The sequence below is a fragment of the Tenacibaculum sp. MAR_2010_89 genome (genome assembly GCF_900105985.1).
Lineage (GTDB): Bacteria > Bacteroidota > Bacteroidia > Flavobacteriales > Flavobacteriaceae > Polaribacter > Polaribacter halocynthiae.
Genome location: NZ_FNUB01000004.1, coordinates 96,088 through 116,581, shown reverse-complemented (window position 1 = coordinate 116,581; position 20,494 = coordinate 96,088). Strand labels below are relative to the sequence as shown.

The following is a 20,494-nucleotide window of genomic DNA, read 5'->3' as shown; positions in this document are numbered from 1 at the left end:
AAAAAATAATATACTTATACCCCTCATAACAAATTAGCTGGTGAAAACTCCACCAGCTAATTTAATAATTATTTTCTTAGTAAAGAAAAATGCCCGTTATGTAAGTGTGTTTTTCCTTTTCTATCAACGAGTTGTATTTTAAACCAGTAATCATTTGAAGGAAGAACCTTGCCATTGTATGTGCCATCCCATCCTTCTCCATCTATAGGAATAATAGCTACAGATTTACCATATCTATCAAAAACATAAATGTTACTTGATGGATAGAAGCTTGAATTAGCTCCTTTAATTTTCCAAGTGTCATTATACCCATCATTATTTGGAGTTAAGAATTTTGGGTATTGAATAACAGAAACGTCTAATGTAGCATCAGGAACACATCCATTTTTATCATTAACAAGAACTGTATATATACCTCCAGTAATATTCTTAAAAATAGCTTCATCTTGAAAAGCAGTTTGATCTCCTTTTTCATTTACTAAAGCAAATTGATAATCACCTATACCTAGATTATTATTTTCAGTAATTATTTTAATAGAGTAGGTATCTAACCCATTATTATTGGTGTCATCAACTATTACAATATCCTCTTCTTTTAAAGTTGGATTGATTGATTCATTTACAATAATTTCTCTACTTCTTTTACATCCAGTACCATCTTTCATAGTTGCAGTAACAACATAAGTACCTCCTTTTGTAACATCTAGAAAGGCTACACTACTTAAAACAGTACTGCTTCCTTTTACTACCCATTCATAATCATAGGTGGCAACTGGGTTTATTGGCTCTAAACGAGTTTGTGGAGCGTTTAAACAAACAATTACAGGTGAATCAACAGTGAAGAAAGGTAAAGGATTAATAATTATATTAAACGTTAAATCATCATGTACACATTTAGTTTGATTATTAACTACACGAACATAAATTGTTTGATTGTTCGAGGTGTTTTGATATTTATTTTCATTTAAAGAATTACTTCCTGATTGAGCGTCAGCTAAACTTTCATGGAAAGTTATTGAGAATTTATTATGGTCAGCAACAGGGTAGTTAGTTAAAATTTCTGAAGTTTTATTTTTTAATGTAATATCTCCATTAATTCCATTAGTATCATCATTAGCTACATCTGAATTATTATCACAGTCTACATAATTATTAATACTAACAGGAATATTAGGTTCAGGATGAATAACCAATTGAAGAGTTGCTATTCCGTATCTACATCCAGTAGTTTTGTTTAGAATGCTAATAAAAACTATTTCTGTAGCTGGATCATCACTTGCAAGGTTAGCAGGGAAGCTAGTAGTTGCTGGATCATTTGCATAATTAGTTTTAGATAAAGGTCTAACACCATCTATTGCATCTTGTCTTGTTTTATGGTAGCTAACATCGTATTGACTGGCAGCTCTTCCATTTAAAACATCTACATCTCTATCTCCTAAAGATATATTTTGTGCTATTCTATTTCTAGAATCACTATCGCTAGCTGTTGGTACATCACAAACTTCTAGATTAGGTATAGCATTAGAAATTGTAGGTAAAGGGTGTATTATAATATCAAACTTAGTATGATCATTAAAACAGTTAGCTGCATTGTTTCGAACTCTAACATAAATAGTTTGTTTATCTCTAGTTGTATTAGTGTAACTAGTATCATTTAAAATAGGATTCGCTCCAGAATTAGCATCTGCTGCAGTTGTATGAAAAGTAACTGTATAATTTAATGGAGATTGTGTACCTAATATTGCACTAACTTTATTTCTAAGGTTAATATTAATATTTACACCATCATCAAAAGCACCACTTACAAAATCGTCACATAGTTCTATGTCACTAACAATATTGGCAGTTGGAGTAGGGTTTACATTTAATGTTATATGATGCCCAAAGCCTAAACAATCATTATCTAGATCACTATCTACACGGACATATATGTTTTGAGTATTAGCATAGCCTATATTTCTATAATTAGAAATATCTGGGATTGCATTTTTTTCTGCAGCAGCATCTGCTTCATTTCTATAATAAGTAACATTAATTTTTTGACCAGTAGCGGTAAATAAATTTCTTATTTCAGTATCTATAGAACTGAAATTAAAAGAAGAAACACCATCAGTATCATTATTATTAATATTGTTATTTCCATTAATATCTAAGAAATCATCACACGTGTTGAAAGTTCTTTGAAATGTTGTAGGAATACCAGTTGTAGATACAGTTAAGTTTACTTCAGAAATTCTTCTACAGCCATTAGTATTTGTTATTGTTGCCCAAACTTTATCAGAAGTAACTGTTTTGTTTCTATAAACAGTAGGAGTGGTTATAGGATTATTATTGTTTTGAGCATCATTTAATGATTCATAAAAAACAAAAACTTCATTATTGAAATTACTTGATATATCACTTCGAGCTTCTTCTAAATTAAAATCAGCAAAGGCATCAGTATCATTATCACATTGTTTTAATTCAACAACATTATTAATTGTAGGTAATGCATTAACAACAAGATTAAAAGTAACTGAAGAATCATTACATAAACTATTACTGTTGTTTTCTACTCTTACATAAATAGTTTGATTATTTATTGTTTCATTTCTGTAAGGAGTATTTTTATTAATAACATCTGTTGTGTTATCAGTTTGAGCTCCAATTAGTGTTTTATGGTAAGAAACAGAATATGTTAAAGGATTTAAACTACCTAATACCTCAGTGTCTTTTGTGTTTAAAATAAAATTATTATAAAAACCATCAATGTCACCACCACTAACAGTATCATCACAAGCTTGGTAGTTTACAGGTGTTTGTGGTGTTGGTTTACCTGTTACATTAAGAGCAAAAGTTTTTACATCATAACATGCATTTGGTGCCGATTTGTTATGCATTCTAGCATATATAGTTTGGCTACTAAATGGAGTAGGGTTTGTATAAGGGTTAGTAAGTGCATTAGCATTATTATCTGCATCAGCTTGAGATAAAAAATAAGCGACTTCAAAAGTAGTTGCGCTTTGACCATTAAGAACTTGAGGTGTTACGTCTTTTTGTAAATCAAAAGAATTTAAACCATCTTTATCTACATCACAAAAATTAATATCACTAGGTTTAGTCGCAGATGTAGCTTCATAAACTTCAACTTTAAAAATACCTTCTTGTTCTACTTTATTTCCACATTTATCAATTAATGTAACAATAAGTTTATATTCACCAGCATCTGTAAGGGCGATATTAGTTAAGTTTAAAGAAATAGCACTTGATACATTTGTGGTAGTTGTACCGTTATTAAAAGTCCAAGCATACGTTATACCACTTCCTGTTACTGGATCAGGAGCTATAGTTTTAGTATCTCCAATACAAAACTGTAATGTTTTGTCATTTACAGGAGTACCTGTTACTTGGTCTTTAATTTCTATAGGTAAAAGTAATGATGAAATGAAAGGAGGTAAACCTTGAGTAGATTTTTTCCCTTTTAAATCTATAGCATCTTTAGTGAAAGTTACATCAGCTGCAGCAGCATCTGGATTTTCAATAACATCTAAATGAGTAGCAAAACCTAAAGGATTACTATATGTTTGCGGAATAGTAGCATATATTTTTCCATTACCTGCTAATTGAAGAGCTCCTCTAAAACCATTTTGTTGATGTATTCTTTGTTTAGAGCCAGGTATATTAGTTTGAGTTAAATCAAATTGAAAAAGAGTATAGGTACTAGGAGATGATAAATTATCAGTAAAAGCACTTGTTGTTGATATGTATAGTTTTTTAGAACTTCTTGAAAATTCAACACCATAAGGCTGACCATCAAAATTGGTAGTAAGGATAACCCCATCATTTGAAACTTGTCCAGTAGTATTATTAAAAGAATATAATAAAGCTTGTCTGTTACCTTGATTAGCAATAGCTAATTTAGTTCCGTCAGGAGATAGTTTAAGGTAACCTCTTCTTGTTAAGTTATTACTTATATTAGATATTACAGGTGCAGCTCCAATACCATTTTTATCAATTTTATAAGCGTAAAACTGATTGTCGGTTGTTGAAACAATCCAAAAGGTATTACATTCACTTCCTCTTACAGCAGCAACTTTCTCGGTAAAATCATTAAATTTACCAACAGACAAATCCCTTCCAGGCCCAGTTACTTCACCATTACCACCGTTTAATGACATATCAATCGTATATACATTAAACCCTTTTCCAGGGTCAATAACAGAACCAGTTGTGAAATCAATAACAGGGCCATCATCAACAGTAAATAAATAATAAATATTTGCTGAATTTGGTTTGGGTATAATCATACCTGACTGACTACTAGATGGGTTACCTTTTAAATCATTAGCAAGGTTACCAGTACTATATTTCATAATAGCATGATTTTTATCCCATACGGTTATTCCGTCAGAATAAAATAATAATTTCCCGCTTGCATCAGCAAAAGAAGAACATCCTTCTAATGTGCTCAAAGCACCGTTAGTAACAGCAGTAGGTGGTGTAGTATTAAAATCTAATCCGGCGTTTTCACCAAAATACCAAATATTAGCTTCTTTTTGTGAATATGTTAAAAAAGTAGTTAAAAATGTAAATAGGATAAGTAGTTTTTTCATTCTAAATAATTTCTTGCTAATATATAACAACTAAGTTACTTAAAACCCTCTATAAATCCCGTTTTTTTAACAAAATGAACGAAGCATAGATAAAAATACCACTCCATGCCAGTACAATTAAAATATTTGTGAAGCTAACAGAGTAATCTTTTGTGAAGTTTTGCCCTATTTGACTTGCGATAGATTTTACAGCACCTAATCTTGAACCTGGTTCAATTATAAGATTTTGCATAGACTCTAGTGGTAAGAAATTCTTAATGCTTTGAGCTGTATCCCAGTTAGAAACAACTTTCCAGCCTAAAACACCATAAATTAACCATTCTGTTAAATACCAAACAATCATAGCTCCGACTGCAAAAGCGGATCTTTTTATCAAAATCCCCAAGAATAATCCAAAAGAGAAAAAACCAACCAATTTAACAAAGAAAGCAACCAAGTACTCTAAATCTGAAAAAATGATAGAAAGTTCATTGAAATCAGAATAAATTAATCCTAAAACAATAGAAACAATAAAAACAAAAATAGTAGAAATAAAGGCAAAAGTTACAACAGCATAGAATTTTGAAAGAATAAACTCTTTTTTGCTTAAACCATCTATAAGATTTTGTTTTAGCGTTTTATAGCTATATTCATTAGCCATCATTGAAACGATAACGAGTAATAGAAAAAATTTGAATATTGAAGCAGTAAAAGTATTAAAGTGCCAGATATATGGGAAGTTAAAAATTCCTTGCTCAGCTAAATGAAGCTTGAAAGTACCGATATTAAATTTTATAGCAGCTATTAGAGCAATAGAGGTTAGTAAGCCAAAATAAATAATAGATAATACTCTACTGGCTTTGTTATGTTTTAATTTATGAAATTCAATGTTTAAAAGACGAAACATATGTAGATGGTTTGTTTTAGTTGTTGGTTAAATCTAGAAACTGTTGTTCTAAGCTAGGCTTGCGTTTTACAAGGTGAGATATAGTTATGTTATTCTCAAATAAATATTTATTAAGAGTCGCTGAAGAAATATCATTCTCTAGTTGAACAATAATCAAATCTCCATCTACATTAACACTTGCAGTTTCATGGTAGTTTTTAAGAACATTTATAGTGTTTTCAATATTTTCTTCTGTTTTAATTTCTATAATACCATTAGAGGCAACCATTGTTTCAACTCTTCCGCTATATAATTTTTCTCCTTTCTGCAAAACAATAACGTGTGTGCATACTTTTTCTACTTCATCAAGTAGGTGAGATGCTAGTAATATGGTGGTTCCGTTTTCGGCTATTTTTTTTATTATTTGGCGAATTTCATGAATTCCTTGAGGGTCTAGCCCGTTAGTAGGTTCATCTAAAATTAATATTTCAGGATCATTTAATAAGGCTGATGCTATAGCTAAACGTTGCTTCATACCTAATGAATATGTCCTAAATTTATCATCTTTTCTCTCAAATAAATTTACAGTTTCTAAGGTGTCATTTATTTTATCATAGGAAACACCCTTTATTTGGCAAATCAATTGTAAATTTTGACGGGCAGTCATATATGGGTAAAAATTAGGGCGCTCTATAATAGCTCCAACTTTTTTTAATGCTTTGTGTGTAGATATGTTGCCATTAAACCAGCTAAATGATCCTGAAGTTCTATTTACTACATTTAGTATAATACCTAAAGTTGTTGATTTTCCACTTCCGTTAGGACCTAAAATACCATAAATGTTACCTTTTATAATATCAAAAGATAAATTTTTAACGGCTTGTATTTTTCCGTAATTTTTGTTTAAATCTTTAATAGATAAGATGGTTTCCAAATTGTTTGGTTTTTGTTAGTTATAATTATATGACGATTATTATTGTTTTTTGTTACAAATAAAAAAGCTTCCTAATATAAGGAAGCTTTTTTTATTTTCTTTGTGAAAAGTTATGATTTATCTATTAACCTAAAACCTTCACCATGAATATTTAATATTTCAACATGTTCATCACTTTTTAGATACTTTCTAAGTTTAGCAATATATACATCCATACTTCGTGATGTGAAATAATTATCATCTCTCCATATTTTAGTTAATGCTAATTCTCTAGGCATTAAATCATTTTTATGAATAGCTAACATTCTAAGAAGTTTACTTTCTTTAGGCGATAGTTTCTGCGCTTCACCTTGATTGAAAATTAAATGACGAAGTTTTGAGTTAAAGTCAAATTTACCAATCTTAAATTCAAATTCTTCACTTTCTGTTGACTTTTCATTTTCTTTACGTTGTAATATTGCCTTTATTTTATGCAATAAAACTTCTGAATCAAAAGGTTTATTTAAGTAATCATCAGCCCCCACTTGATAACCTCTTAAAACATCTTCTTTTAATGTTTTTGCTGTTAAAAAAATAATAGGAATTTCTTTATTCGTTGTACGAATATCTTCTGCTAAAGAAAATCCATCTTTTCTAGGCATCATAACATCTAAAATACACAAATCATACTCTGCATTTTTAAACATTATTAATCCGTCAATTCCATCCTTAGCGTGAGTTACATTGTAATCGTTAAGGGCTAAATAATCTTTAAGAACGGTTCCAAAATTTGGATCGTCTTCTACTAATAGAATTTTTTTACTTCCCATTGTATCCTTTCATTTTATATTAATGGTAATTTTACTGTAAACGTACTTCCTTTACTTTTTTCACTCTCAACATAAACGGTACCTTGGTGGCTATCAATTATCTCTTTAACATAAGCTAACCCTAAACCATGACCTTTTACATTGTGAATATTTCCTTTATGCTCTCTATAAAATTTATCGAAAACATATTTTTGAGCATTTTTACTCATTCCAATTCCTTCGTCTTTTATCTTTAAAATAAAATTTTTATTTGTGCTTTCAGTAAAAACATCAATTTTTGGTGAATTTTCTGAATACTTAACTGCATTTTCAAGTATGTTAACCAATACATTTGTTAAATGAAATTGATTTCCTAGGACTTCAGTTGATATAGCTTTATAATGAGTTTTTACAACACCATTTTTACTATTAACTAATAATTGTATATGTTCAATAGCTTCGTCTACAATGTCGTGAATGTCAACAGCATCCTTACTAATATCTAGCTGATTTTTTTCTAGCCTCGAAATTCGTAACACATTTTCAACTTGTCCATGCATGCGTTTATTTTCGTCACGAATCATTTGTACATACCTTTTAACCTTGCTTTCATCATTAATGATTTTTGGGTTTTTAATGGCATCTAAAGCTAAATTAATAGTAGCAATAGGTGTTTTAAATTCGTGAGTCATATTATTTATAAAATCAGTCTTTATTTCTGAAATCTTTTTTTGTCTTACCAATTGATATAACGAAGTTGAAAACGCCGCAATAATTATACCAATAAACAATAATGACAATAATAAAATTTTCATCATGCCTGATAACATGTTTTTTTCTTTATCAGGAAATTTTATATATAACTTATATTTACTGTTTCCGTTTTCATCTTCTAAAAGGGGATAGTAAAAGTTATCATTTGGTTGAATGTTAAAATAACCTGATTTTAAAGGGGTTGCAAATCCGTCTTCATATACTCCATATTTGAAATTTTGAGTTATATTTCGTTTACTTAGCTCTTCTTTTAATGTGTTATTTAGTTCTTTATTACTAACTCTTTTGTGTATGGGATAAAAACGTTTTCTTTGTTTAAACATTTCAGAATATTGTAATTTATCCCAATTATCATATCTTTTGTATGAAGAAAAACGTTTTTCATTATAATTAGCTGAAAAATCATTTTTAGAGTTTATAGATTGAACAAATAAAAAATCTTGTTTCCCAGTTATTTTTTTTATAAAAGTTGAATCATTTACAGAAAACCCAGTAGGTATTTTGTAATTCTCTTCAACGTAAGTTCCGAAAATAAAGCTTTTATTACCCGTTGTATCTATCTGTTTAAATAGGAAATTCTTTACTTCCGCGTCTGTTCTGTATCTATCAGTTTCTAAAAATTTACTATATTCATTGTAAGCTTCATTTTCTTCACGTTCTTTAATCCGTTCAGATGTTCTCGCTAGAGAAATTGTTACATCGTTTTCAAATTGTTGTCGTTTATTTTTAATAGCGTCTTTTATCCAGTATACTTGTACGGATATAATTCCTATTAATGAGATGCTCATTAAAACAACAATAAGAATAAAAATTTTTTTACCCATTAGTCAAAAATAAATTAATAAAATGAGGTGTAATTTCCTTTTAACTTAGATTAACAAACATTTCTTAAATTTAAGAAAAATTTAAGAAAAAACCCTAAAAAAAGCTAAGTAATTACTTCGTGTTTGTTAAAAAATTATGAATTCTTGAAATTTCCTTTTCAGTTTCATTTAAAGATAAGTTGTGAATTACGTAGTGAGATTGTATTATTTTTTTTGAATCTTTCCATTGGTTGTTGATTCTTTTTTCTACATCTTCATAGGTGCTGTTGTCTCTCTTTATAACTCGTTGAATTCTAGTTTTTATAGGAGCCGTAACTGTAATTATTTTGTCGCAAAATAGATTGCTTTTATTCTCGAATAAGATAGCATTTTCGTAAAGAATATATTCTTTATTATTGTTGATTTTTATAAAATTATTCAGGTGGTTATGTACAACTGGGTGAACAATATTGTTTAGTGTATTTAATTTCTCATTGTTATTAAAAACAATATTAGCTAGAAAAGGTCTGTTTAATTGATTGCTTTTGTAAACTTCATTAGAAAACTCTTTTATGAGTTTGTTTTTTATTTCAGAAGAAGTATTCATCAGTTTCTTAGCTTCTAAATCTGCATTGTATATGGCAATATTATTGAATTTAGAAAATAATTTTGCAACAGTTGATTTACCGCTTCCTATGCCTCCTGTAAGTCCTATAACCATTATTTATGTATTAAAAAATCTATTTTATTTGGAATCATTCTCACTGAAGAAACTAAGTTAGTTTTTACATTCAAATGCGGTACTAAATATGTCAAGTTATTTTTTTTGGTAAGCTTGTAATCACAAGAAACATCAAAAGAATTAGTGTTGATTCGGTTAAAGTTCTTTAAGCCAACTTTGTATGTAATAATTACAGTTTTTGGGAAAATATTAATGCTTTCTTTTTCTGGTGAATTTTTTATGGTAATAGGCACTTCTATTTCACCTTCAGTGAATTTGTCAACATCAAAACTTACAGTTGCATTGTTGTTTTTTACTCTAATTTTTTCAGGAATAACTAAATTTAATTTTTTAGTGGTACTTTCAGAAATATTAATCAAATCTTTTTTTTCTGTGTAAATAACATTAATGGTTTCTAAGCTTTTTTTCGTTCCAGAAAGAAGAATAGAGTCTGGAGTTATTTTTAATGGAGTATTTAAATCAAATCCTTTTTTGAAAGTAATATTCAAGTTTGCTTTAATAGGGACTTTTTTAGAGTTCAATTGGTTTATTTTAAATTGAATAGAGTCTTTTTGGATTGAAATTAGTTTGATGCCAGATTTTAATTGTTTTTGAATTTCAGCGTTGTGGTTTTTAGTTAGAAGAAAATAATTCTCTCCTAATTTTTTTTGAAGTTTTTTTAAATCTAGTGTAATTATCTTTTTAGAGAAGCGAGTTGTTATTAGTTTAAAACCACTGCCTTTTATATTGATAATAATATTCTCTTCTGGAGAATTAAGCATTATTTTGTTTAATTCTAAATTTTTGTAATTAACAAGAAAAGAAGCTTCAGTAGTATATTCTTTAGAAAGATTTATTAATAGCCAAAAAAATAAGGAAGCTATTAGGAATCCTATAAATGATTTGGGTATGTTAAAAGATTTTTTCACTATAATAAAATAGGTTAATAAAGAAAAAGTGAGCTAAAAAGCTCACTTGGATATTGGTTGTTATTTTTTTACTTCCGTATTGTACTTTTTACTAAGTTCTAAAGATATAGCTGATCGTTCAAATTTTATTTTACCAGCACCTGTTTCAATGGACACCGTATTGTCATTATCATTAATTTCAACAATCTTACCATGAATTCCACTAGAAGTAACAACTTTAGTTCCTTTTTGAATTGAAACTTGGAATTTTTTTTCTTTCTTCTGACGTGCCATTTGAGGGCGAATCATAAAAAAATATAAAACTCCAATCATTAAAATAAAAGGAAGCATGCTCATTATTCCGCCACCACTAGCTTGTAAAAAAAATGTTTGTGTTAACATAGTTGTTTTTATTTTTCTTTAGGAGTTACCATCCCAGATATTTTAATTACTTCTCTACCATTTTCTGTATTAGTAGATAAAGTAACAGATTTTGATTGTTTATTTGGTTTTCCATTTGTATTAAAACTAACTTTTATATCAGCAGTTTTACCTGGGGCAATAGGATCTTTTGGCCATACAGGAACAGTACACCCACAAGTAGCTTTAGCGTCTGTAATAACTAAATCAGATTTACCTGTATTTGTAATAACAAAAGTTGTTTCAACAATGTCTCCTTCTGCTACTTTTCCAAAGTCATAAACTTCTTTGTCAAATTTAGCAATTGGAGCTCCCTTACTAATATCGTTATCTCTTTTTAGGGCGCTAGCTATATTTTCTTTTTTAATTTTTGATTTTGCATTTCCCTCTGCACATGAAATTAAAAAACATGAAGAGATTGCAACAGCCAAGGTTAATATTGTTTTTTTCATTTTTAAAAATTATTTAGTGTAAAAATACTAATTTATTATAATAAACCTCTACCAATTTTTACCATTGCATTTGAAGCAAGATAATCTTTCGCTAGTTTATCTAAAACACCATTAATGAAATAACCACTTTTATTTGTAGAATAGTCTTTAGCTAGCTCTATAAATTCATTAATTGTAACCCTACTAGGTATTGATGGAAAATGTAAGAATTCAGTGATAGCCATTTTGATTAATATCATATCAATATCTGCTATTCTATCTGTTTCCCAATTAGGAGTCTTTTCCTTAATTTGGTCTTCATATTTATGATGATTCAGCATTGTTTTGTTAAATAAATCTGATACAAATTGCTTGTCGTCATTATCTTTATAAAGGCTTCCTAGTATAAAAGGATTTTTAGGGCTCTGTTTATTAAGTGTTTTTAATACCCAAGTATTAACAAATGGCATATCATCTACCCAAGAAATCATTTTATCTTCAAAATAATCTGCTATTTTTTCATTTGGAGCTATTATTTCTCTAAAAAAACTGATAACAAAACTACGATCAACATTATATGAATCTTCAACTGTGTCCATATATTTTGAATACAATTCACTAGCTAGTAACTCATCAAAAATTATTTGAACATATTTGTCATCTAAATCCCAGTAATTTAAATTATTTAATTCAACATAACTATCTAAACTAACGCTTTCTGAAAGCAAGTTTATAAGTCTATTATTAATAAATTTTTGGTTGGGGTTTAAATCTTCTTTAGTAGCTAAGATTTTCTTTTTTGAAAGTTCAATTCTTTTACGAGCTAACTTCTGTATTTCAATAAGTAATTGAAGGTTTAAAACATACAAGTCAAACATTTTTTGAATGCTATGTTTTAAAAACTTTTCTTCTCTAATTAAATCATCGCTGTTTGATTGCTGCATAGCATAAACAGATTGCATTACTTTAACTCGAATATGTCTCCTATTTATCATTTTAAAGAACTTTAAAAAAAAGAGCGATAGATTAATTTCTAACGCTCTGCAAAAGTAAAACTTTTATTTTTTCTATTTAACTATTTTGTTCTTTTTTACGTGCATTAATTCTTGCTTGAGCAATATTTAAAGCAGCTCTATGAGTAGTAATGTTTTCTTTTTGTGCTAAATCAAAGATTTCTAAAGTAGTATTGTAAATATTTTCAGTTCTTTTTTTACTTTCATCTTTACCGTATCCAGCTACTTCTGCATAAACATTTATAATACCTCCAGCATTAATTAAAAAATCAGGGGCATAAGCAATCCCTTTTTCTTGTAGTAACTTACCATGCTTAATTTCATTAGCTAGTTGGTTATTTGCAGCACCAGCAACAACTTTTGCTTGTAATTGATTAATGGTTGTGTCGTTTAAAGTGGCACCTAATGCACAAGGAGCATAAATATCAACATCTAAACCATAAATATCATTACCTAGTACTACATTAGCATTGTATTTTTTACTTAACTCTTCTAGGCGAGCTTCACTAATGTCGTTTAATATTACTTTTGCTCCTTCATCAGTTATGTGCTTAACCAAAGTTTCACCAACATGACCAACTCCTTGAACTAATATTTTTTTACCTGCTAAGTTATCAGATCCAAACTTGTATTTAGCAGCAGCTTTCATACCCATGTATACACCATAAGCAGTTACAGGAGATGGATTACCTGATCCACCTATAGATTCTGATACACCAGTTACATGAGGAGTAACTTCACGAATAATATCCATATCGCGAGTTTCCATTCCTACATCTTCTGCAGTGATATATTTTCCACTTAAAGAATTAACAAACTCACCAAACTTGCGCATCAAGTTATCGTTCTTTTGTGTTTTAGCATCACCAATTATAACAGCCTTACCACCACCAAGGTTTAATCCTGTTATGGCAGATTTAAAAGTCATACCACGAGATAAACGTAATACATCATTTAAAGCTTCCCATTCACTTTTGTATTGCCACATTCTAGTACCTCCTAAAGCAGGTCCTAAAGTTGTATTATGAATACCAATTATTGCTTTTAAACCTGTATCTTCGTCGTTGCAAAAAACGATTTGTTCATGGTTGTCAAAAGATAATTGACCAAATACAGGGTCGTTTTTAAGGTCCTTAGAATCAATGATTTCTGATGTCATTTAATGTTTTTTAGTTTTGAGCTTATTTTATTAATCTCAAAAAATTAGAAGGCAAAAGTATGAAATCGTTAAAACATAATCAAAAAAACACTCCATAATTGTATTATCTTTAACAATTAACAGGGTTTTAGATTGAATTTTTATTTTAAAATTAAAAGTAACATTGAAAGCATTAAAATACTTAAATAAATATTTTATAAAATACAAATGGAGATTATTAGCTGGTATCGTTATAACGGTGTTATCTAAACTTCTAGCATTAAGAATACCTGCAATAATTAGAGATTCATTAAACGTTGTAGAGAATTATATAAATGGAGATATTAAAGATTTAGCGGATGTAAAGAAAGAATTATTGTATAATGTATTCTTTATAATTATAGTTACATTAATTGCTGGTTTTTTTACATTTTTAATGAGGCAAACGATTATCGTAATGTCTAGATTAATTGAGTTTGATTTGAAAAATGAGATATATAAACAATATCAACATTTATCAATTAATTTTTATAAAAAAAATAGGACAGGTGATTTAATGAATAGGATAAGTGAAGATGTTTCTAAAGTGCGTATGTATTTTGGTCCAGCTATTATGTATTCTATAAATATGATTGTATTGTTTATAGTGGGCTTTACACAAATGATACAAATTGATGCTACATTAACAATGTACACTTTAATACCTTTTCCAGTTTTATCAATTTCAATTTTTGTATTAAGTAGACAGATAAATAAAAAAAGTGCCATTGTACAAAAGTATTTATCTAAACTAACAACGTTTAATCAAGAGTTTTTTTCAGGAATTAATGTAGTTAAATCCTATGCAATTGAGAAAGCTGTAATTACTAATTTTGATGCTTTAGCAGATGTTAGTAAAGAAAAAAATATTGAATTACATAAAATCCAAGCATTGTTTTTCCCTTTAATGATTTTGCTAATTGGTATAAGTAATATCATTGTATTATATGTAGGTGGACAGCAATATATAAATGGGGAAGTTCAAATAGGAGTTATAGCAGAGTTTTTTTTATATGTAAATATACTTACCTGGCCTGTCGCAATAGTAGGTTGGGTTACCTCAATAGTTCAACAGGCCGAAACTTCTCAGCAAAGAATAAATGAATTTTTAGAGCAAGTTCCAGAAATTAAGAATAATGTAAAAACGAATACTGAGGTTAATGGAAAGGTTGTGTTTAATAATGTTACACTCACGTATGATGATACTAATATTACTGCATTAAAAAATATAAGTTTTACTGTTGAACAAGGTGAAACAATAGCTATTTTAGGGAAAACTGGTAGTGGTAAATCTACTATAGTAAACTTGATATCTAGATTGTATGATACTTCAACAGGTGAGGTGTTAATAGATGATGTTAATATACTAGACAGCAATTTGTACGACATAAGAAATCAAATAGGTTTTGTACCACAAGATCCTTTTTTATTTTCTGATACAATAGAGAATAATATAAAATTCGGAAAAGAAGATGCCAGTAAAGAAGAAATAATTGCTGCTGCAAGAAATGCCGTAATTCATGATAATATAGCAGAATTTAAAAATGGTTATGATACTATTTTAGGAGAGCGTGGTGTTACTTTATCGGGAGGTCAAAAGCAAAGAACGTCAATTGCAAGAGCTATTATAAAGAATCCGAAAATTTTAATTTTCGATGATTGTTTATCAGCTGTAGACACAGAAACAGAGGAGAAAATATTATCAAATTTAGAAAAAGTTTCAAAAAATAAGACAACTTTCATAATCAGTCATAGAGTTTCTTCAGCCAAAAATGCTGATAAAATTATTGTATTAGATGAAGGAGAAATAGTGCAACAAGGTGTTCATAATCAGTTAATAGAAGAAGATGGTTACTATAAAGAATTGTATAACCAACAACTTTTAGAAAAAGAAATCTAAGGTTTCGTATTGTTACCTAAAATATTTTGTTAGATTTGTTGAGCAAATTTAAACAAACAACTATTACTTAAGACAAGAATTATGAGCGAGAGAGTTGAACAAGAAGAAATTTTTTCACAGGTTTTAAGAGCTGGAAGAAGAACCTATTTTTTTGATGTTAGGTCTACAAAAGCAGATGATTACTATTTAACTATTACAGAAAGTAAGAAATTTACTCATGATGATGGTTCTTTTCATTACCAAAAACATAAAATTTACTTATACAAAGAAGATTTTTCTGACTTTAGAGAAATGTTAGATAAAGCTACTGATTATATAGTAAAAGAAAAAGGTGAAGAAGTTATTAGTGAACGTCACCAAAAAGATTACAAAAAGGAAGAAACTGAAGCTGTAGCTGAAGCATCAACTGATAGTTTTACAGATGTTTCTTTTGATGATATATAAGTACTGAAGTTACTTTAGTTTAAAGATTTGACAGAGACTTTTATTCTGTGTTGTATTTAGACTTTAAAATTTCAATTCAAATTCAATTTACACAATAAAACCACCAATAACTTATGTTTAATTTGGTGGTTTTTTTATAGAACTTTTTTCATAACCAAAGCTTTTGCTACAGTTTCTTCCCATTCTTTTTCAGGAATACTATCTTTAGTAATTCCTCCTCCTATATAAATAATAGCATTGTTACTTATAATTTGCATACAACGTAAATTAACAAAAAGCTGAGTTTGTTTTTCGTTGTTATTTAATTCGCCAAGAAAACCTGTGTAATATGATCGTTTATAGAGCTCATTTTTAAGAATAAAATTTTTAGACTCTTCTTTTGGTAACCCACAAACGGCAGGAGTTGGATGTAAAGCAGCAATGAGTTTAGAGTTTTTAACTTTAAAAGTTCCTGTTATTTTTGTTTTTAAATGTAAAATACTCCCTGCCTTTATGGTTTCTGTTTTACCTGTATGTATGCTTTCACTTATTGGAGTTAATTTTTCAACTATATAATCAGTAACAAATTGTTGTTCATCAATTTCTTTCTGATTCCAAATTGCATTTTCATTTTCTTGGTAGGGTTGTGTACCAGCAAGTGACATTGTTTCAAATGAATTTCCATCTATTTTAACAAGTGTTTCAGGAGTAGCGCCAAGCCATAAACCTACCTTTGGATGAAACCAAACATATACCATTGCATTGGCGTAAATAGATAGCAGGTTTTTAAAAACAACTAAACAATCAAAATTTTCCAATTCAACAAGTTCCTTTCTTGATAAAACAACTTTTTGAAAGTCATTATTATTAATAGCGTCAATTCCTTTTTTTACTAAATCAATATGATTTTCTTTAGATAAATAGTTAATTGAAGTATTTTTAGGATGTAGTTTAAAATCAAATATAGGTTGTTCTTCTTCTATATAGATAGATGATTCTTTTGGAATAAAAATAGCATCATCAGTATTATTAAATGGGGCAAAAACAAATCCACTATTTGAATATTCATCAATAATGTTTAAAGAAGTATCTTTTTGAAAAAACGCGCTAATCTTTTTACTATTAGGTTTTCTATATGAAACAAAAGGAAGTCCTTCTTTAAAGGATTTTTCAATATGGATAAAAATGCTCAATTTGATAAATTTAAAAGTTGTTGTTTAATAATTGGAAATTCACTCCAAACTAAATCATGACCAGCGTTTTGAATTGTGATTAATTCAAATTGTTCCTTAGGGAACTGATTTTGTAAAAATTCAGAATTACTATAAGGAACAATCCAATCAGAATTACCATGAATACTAGTAATTGTATTAGCTGTAGATTTCCAGTTTTGTTCAAAATTCTGTAAGTCTCTAATATGAGAAATCTTTTCTTTAGAAGCTTCCTTCCATATTTTAGGAACTAACCACCTAGTTAATTTCCATTTATAAAAATTTAAAGCCCAAGGCATAGGTTCTACCTTACTATGTACCGCAGGAGCTAATAGTATAATTTTATTAAGTTTCTTTTTTACAGCTAAGGCTATAGGACCTCCATAGGAATAGCCAACGAGTATTGTTTTTTCTGAAGGAATGTTTTTAACTAAATCTTCAACCAAGTCTTTTTCAAAAGAAATACTTTCTTGAACATGATATTTATCGTTGTAATTATACCCAATTCGATCATAAGAAATCATATTGAACTTTTCTAGTAGTTCGTTATCAGACATATATTTAACAAAATTACTACATGACCCAATAGTCCCATGAATAAATACTAACGTAGGTAAATTAGTATCTTTAATAATTTTTAGAGTTCTGTAATTAAAGTTTTTATATTTTTGATGTTGTATAATTGGTTTTTGAGGAAACTTATCAAACTTTTCTAGTAAATCTTTATCTGAATCAGGAGAAGAAAAATAAACAAAAAGTGTATAGACTCCTATTAAAAGAAAACAAAAAATGATACTTGTTATTTTAAGAAATTTTTTAAGTCTTCTCATTATTTTTTTGCTAATATAATATTAGTGATTTTACAAATAGAAATTAGGTTATGATATTCATCAACAATTTTAACTTCCCATAAATGAGTAGTTTTACCCCTGTGAATTGGTTTTGCAGTGGCAAAAACAATTCCTTCTTTTTTGCTTTTAATATGGTTAATACTAAGTTCTAGTCCTTTGGCAATTTGAGTTTTAGTATCAATAAATAAAAAGCCAGAAGCACAACTACCAACAGTTTCAGCTAATGCAGCAGTAGCTCCTCCATGTAAAATACCATAGGGCTGGTGAACTTTAGAATTAACAGGCATTTTTGCGGTTAAAAAATCATCACCTACGTCTGTAAACTCAATATTTAAAGTCTCCATTAGGGTGTTTTTATTAAAACTATTAAGTTTATCAAGAGTCTGTTGCTTATCCATAATAAATGCTAGAGTAAAATCACCCAAAAATACGTATTTTTGTACCCATAAAAAACAAGAGAATGTATAAAGTACGTGCAATATTAGATACACAAGAAGATGTAATAAGAACTTTGTTGATTGATGAAAAGAAATCTTTGGAAGAATTACATTTTTCAGTAGCTAAAGCATTTGGTTTTGATGGGCAAGAAATGGCTTCTTTTTATCGTACAGATGAAGAGTGGAACCAAGGAGAGGAAATTCCATTGTTTAATATGGCAGAGGCAGGAGAAGGTTTGTCAATGGCAATTTGTATGGTGCACGAAACGTTGCGTAATACAAATGATAAGCTTATTTATGTATATGACTTTTTACATATGTGGACTTTCTATATTGAATTAATAGATCAAACTGATGAAAATATTTCTGAAAACAAAGTAATATTATCTGTAGGTGAAGTTCCAACTGAAGCTCCTGACAAAGAATTTAAAGCTGAAGATATACATTCAGGTCTTAATGATGATTTTAAAGACGAATTTGAAAGCTTAGATGATTTTGATTTTGATAACTATTAATATGTAATCTAAAATTTAAAAATGACAAATATTGAGTTTTATGTATAATATAGTACGTTTATAGTATGGCACAGTTTATTAAGTTATATAATGAAAACCCTAATCCAAAAGAAATAAGCAAGGTTGTAAAGGTTTTACAAAATGGAGGTATAATAATTTATCCTACCGATACCGTTTATGGATTAGGATGTGATATAACAAACACAAAAGCTTTAGAAAAAATAGCTAAAATTAAAGGTGTAAAATTAGAAAAGGCTAATTTTTCATTTATATGTAATGATTTGAGTCACTTATCTGATTATGTAAAGCAAATTAACACACCTACATATAAAATATTAAAAAGAGCATTACCAGGACCTTATACTTTTATTTTACCGGGAAGTAATTCATTACCAAAAGTATTTAAAAAACGAAAAACTGTAGGTATTCGAGTTCCAGATAATACAATAGCAAGGGCTATTGTAGAAGCTCTTGGAAACCCAATTGTTTCTACTTCAATTCATGATGAAGATGAAATTATAGAATACACAACTGATCCTGAGTTAATTTTTGAAAAATGGCAAAATATTGTAGATGTTGTAGTTGATGGAGGTTATGGAGATAATTACGCTTCAACAGTGATTGATTTAACTGATGATTATCCTGAAGTAATAAGAGAAGGTAAAGGAAGTTTAGATATTTTGTAATAGTTTAATGTAAGTCTTTAAACTTTTTTCTACCTAAACCAAAATACTGCCAAACAATAGAAGTATGTAGGTTGTAATTTGATTTTTTTTGTAGAGTACGTCGCTTTCCTAAAAACTTAAAAAAATTAGCGTAGAAACTAAAATGAGCTTTTAAAATTGCCAAGGTATGTATTGGCCTTAATTCTAAAAGAAATTTAAGTCCTGCTATACCATCTAAAACTAAACGAGAAAAAACAACAAATAAAAACCATTGCTTTGGTACATTCTTAACAACGTTTAGTAAACTATTTCTGAAGTTTAAAAATGTTTTATGTGGATTGCTCTCTTGCAAAGTAGCTCCACCAACATGATAAACTGTAGAAAGACCAACATATTTAATTTGATAACCTTCATTTTGAGCACGCCAGCATAAGTCAATTTCTTCTTGATGCGCAAAATAATCTTCGTCAAAACCGTCTAAGTTATGGTATACTTCAGAACGAATAAACATACATGCTCCAGAAGCCCAGAATATTGAAGTAGTATCGTTAAATTGACCAGTATCAGTTTCTAAATTATTAAAAACACGTCCGCGACAATAAGGATATCCAAATAAATCAATAAAACCACCACCAGCTCCTGCATATTCAAATTTGTTTTTATCTTTAAAATCTAGCAGTTTAGGTTGAATAATAGCAGTATTTTTATCATTCTTAAAAACTTCTAAAATAGGAGTTAGCCAGTTTTGAGTAACCTCAATGTCTGAATTTAATAAACAATAAATATCAGCATCTATAAAATTTAAGGCATCGTTATAGCCTTTTGCATAACCACCATTAGTTGTGTTTTTAACAATTTTCACTGATGGATAATAAGTTTGGATATATTGAATAGAATCATCTGTAGAAGCATTATCGGCTACATATACTTCAGCTTCATTTTCACTAAAATTTACGACAGATGGTAAAAACTGTTCTAAAAGCTTTTTACCGTTCCAATTTAATATGACTATTGCAGTTTTCAAGTTCGCAAACTTACACTTTTAAAGTGGTTTTAAAAGGTAATA

The 20,494-nt window shown here is 28.8% G+C and carries 19 protein-coding genes; 4 read left to right on the top strand and 15 right to left on the bottom strand.

The genetic code is table 11. The features are described 5' to 3' along the window. Positions 1-68: 68 nt before the first annotated feature. The 11 genes from BLV71_RS01350 to BLV71_RS01300 form a co-directional block, all read right to left on the bottom strand. Positions 69-4,592 carry a T9SS type B sorting domain-containing protein gene (locus BLV71_RS01350; protein ID WP_093868806.1) on the bottom strand — a complete coding sequence of 1,508 codons (4,524 nt, stop codon included), beginning with the start codon at positions 4,590-4,592 and terminating at the stop codon, positions 69-71. Positions 4,593-4,641: 49 nt separating this feature from the next. After that, positions 4,642-5,478, bottom strand: coding sequence for an ABC transporter permease (locus BLV71_RS01345; protein WP_093868805.1), 837 nt, complete (start codon positions 5,476-5,478; stop codon positions 4,642-4,644). A gap of 16 nt (positions 5,479-5,494) precedes the next feature. After that, the gene (locus BLV71_RS01340) at positions 5,495-6,391 is read right to left on the bottom strand and encodes an ABC transporter ATP-binding protein (RefSeq protein ID WP_093868804.1); all 897 of its coding nucleotides are present in this window, start codon (positions 6,389-6,391) and stop codon (positions 5,495-5,497) included. Between the two features lie 110 nt (positions 6,392-6,501). Then, positions 6,502-7,200: a response regulator transcription factor gene (locus tag BLV71_RS01335; protein ID WP_093868803.1), complete on the bottom strand. Its 699-nt coding sequence runs from the start codon at positions 7,198-7,200 to the stop codon at positions 6,502-6,504. Between the two features lie 14 nt (positions 7,201-7,214). Then, positions 7,215-8,777 carry a sensor histidine kinase gene (locus BLV71_RS01330; RefSeq protein WP_093868802.1) on the bottom strand — a complete coding sequence of 521 codons (1,563 nt, stop codon included), beginning with the start codon at positions 8,775-8,777 and terminating at the stop codon, positions 7,215-7,217. A gap of 112 nt (positions 8,778-8,889) precedes the next feature. Continuing rightward, positions 8,890-9,477, bottom strand: a complete 588-nt coding sequence (gene coaE, locus BLV71_RS01325) for a dephospho-CoA kinase (protein ID WP_369813879.1) — start codon at positions 9,475-9,477, stop codon at positions 8,890-8,892. After that, positions 9,477-10,406: a YbbR-like domain-containing protein gene (locus BLV71_RS01320; RefSeq protein ID WP_093868800.1), complete on the bottom strand. Its 930-nt coding sequence runs from the start codon at positions 10,404-10,406 to the stop codon at positions 9,477-9,479. Before BLV71_RS01320 ends, coaE begins: the two co-directional genes overlap by 1 nt. A gap of 60 nt (positions 10,407-10,466) precedes the next feature. Beyond that, positions 10,467-10,787, bottom strand: a complete 321-nt coding sequence (yajC, locus tag BLV71_RS01315) for a preprotein translocase subunit YajC (RefSeq protein WP_093868799.1) — start codon at positions 10,785-10,787, stop codon at positions 10,467-10,469. An 8-nt stretch (positions 10,788-10,795) separates the two neighbouring features. Continuing rightward, the gene (locus BLV71_RS01310; RefSeq protein WP_093868798.1) at positions 10,796-11,257 is read right to left on the bottom strand and encodes a DUF1573 domain-containing protein; all 462 of its coding nucleotides are present in this window, start codon (positions 11,255-11,257) and stop codon (positions 10,796-10,798) included. A 35-nt stretch (positions 11,258-11,292) separates the two neighbouring features. Beyond that, positions 11,293-12,231 (bottom strand): transcription antitermination factor NusB, encoded by a 939-nt coding sequence (gene nusB, locus BLV71_RS01305; RefSeq protein ID WP_093868797.1) that lies wholly within the window; start codon positions 12,229-12,231, stop codon positions 11,293-11,295. Between the two features lie 76 nt (positions 12,232-12,307). Continuing rightward, complete coding sequence (locus tag BLV71_RS01300) at positions 12,308-13,408, bottom strand: Glu/Leu/Phe/Val family dehydrogenase (RefSeq protein WP_093868796.1); 1,101 nt, start codon at positions 13,406-13,408, stop codon at positions 12,308-12,310. 163 nt (positions 13,409-13,571) lie between these two features. Here BLV71_RS01300 and BLV71_RS01295 point away from each other — a divergent pair, with 163 nt between their 5' ends. Beyond that, positions 13,572-15,326: an ABC transporter ATP-binding protein gene (locus BLV71_RS01295; protein ID WP_093868795.1), complete on the top strand. Its 1,755-nt coding sequence runs from the start codon at positions 13,572-13,574 to the stop codon at positions 15,324-15,326. An 81-nt stretch (positions 15,327-15,407) separates the two neighbouring features. Further along, positions 15,408-15,770 (top strand): PUR family DNA/RNA-binding protein, encoded by a 363-nt coding sequence (locus tag BLV71_RS01290; protein WP_093868794.1) that lies wholly within the window; start codon positions 15,408-15,410, stop codon positions 15,768-15,770. Positions 15,771-15,904: 134 nt separating this feature from the next. Here BLV71_RS01290 and BLV71_RS01285 read toward each other — a convergent pair whose 3' ends face one another. From BLV71_RS01285 to BLV71_RS01275, 3 genes are read right to left on the bottom strand one after another with little or no spacing between them, the layout of a single operon-like run. Beyond that, positions 15,905-16,942: a chorismate-binding protein gene (locus BLV71_RS01285; protein ID WP_093868793.1), complete on the bottom strand. Its 1,038-nt coding sequence runs from the start codon at positions 16,940-16,942 to the stop codon at positions 15,905-15,907. Further along, a complete protein-coding gene (locus tag BLV71_RS01280) occupies positions 16,939-17,790 on the bottom strand; it encodes an alpha/beta fold hydrolase (protein ID WP_093868792.1) in 852 nt (283 codons plus the stop codon). The genes BLV71_RS01285 and BLV71_RS01280 overlap by 4 nt, the downstream gene beginning before the upstream one ends. Beyond that, on the bottom strand, positions 17,790-18,209 hold the full coding sequence (locus tag BLV71_RS01275) for a PaaI family thioesterase (protein WP_093868791.1): 420 nt from the start codon (positions 18,207-18,209) through the stop codon (positions 17,790-17,792). The genes BLV71_RS01280 and BLV71_RS01275 overlap by 1 nt, the downstream gene beginning before the upstream one ends. Positions 18,210-18,271: 62 nt before the next feature. Here BLV71_RS01275 and BLV71_RS01270 point away from each other — a divergent pair, with 62 nt between their 5' ends. Further along, a complete protein-coding gene (locus tag BLV71_RS01270) occupies positions 18,272-18,763 on the top strand; it encodes an IS1096 element passenger TnpR family protein (protein ID WP_093868790.1) in 492 nt (163 codons plus the stop codon). A gap of 65 nt (positions 18,764-18,828) precedes the next feature. Next, positions 18,829-19,449 (top strand): L-threonylcarbamoyladenylate synthase, encoded by a 621-nt coding sequence (locus BLV71_RS01265; protein WP_093868789.1) that lies wholly within the window; start codon positions 18,829-18,831, stop codon positions 19,447-19,449. A gap of 4 nt (positions 19,450-19,453) precedes the next feature. On the opposite strand, the gene BLV71_RS01260 is transcribed toward BLV71_RS01265, so the two are convergent. Further along, on the bottom strand, positions 19,454-20,452 hold the full coding sequence (locus BLV71_RS01260) for a glycosyltransferase family 2 protein (RefSeq protein ID WP_093868788.1): 999 nt from the start codon (positions 20,450-20,452) through the stop codon (positions 19,454-19,456). Positions 20,453-20,494: the final 42 nt, after the last annotated feature.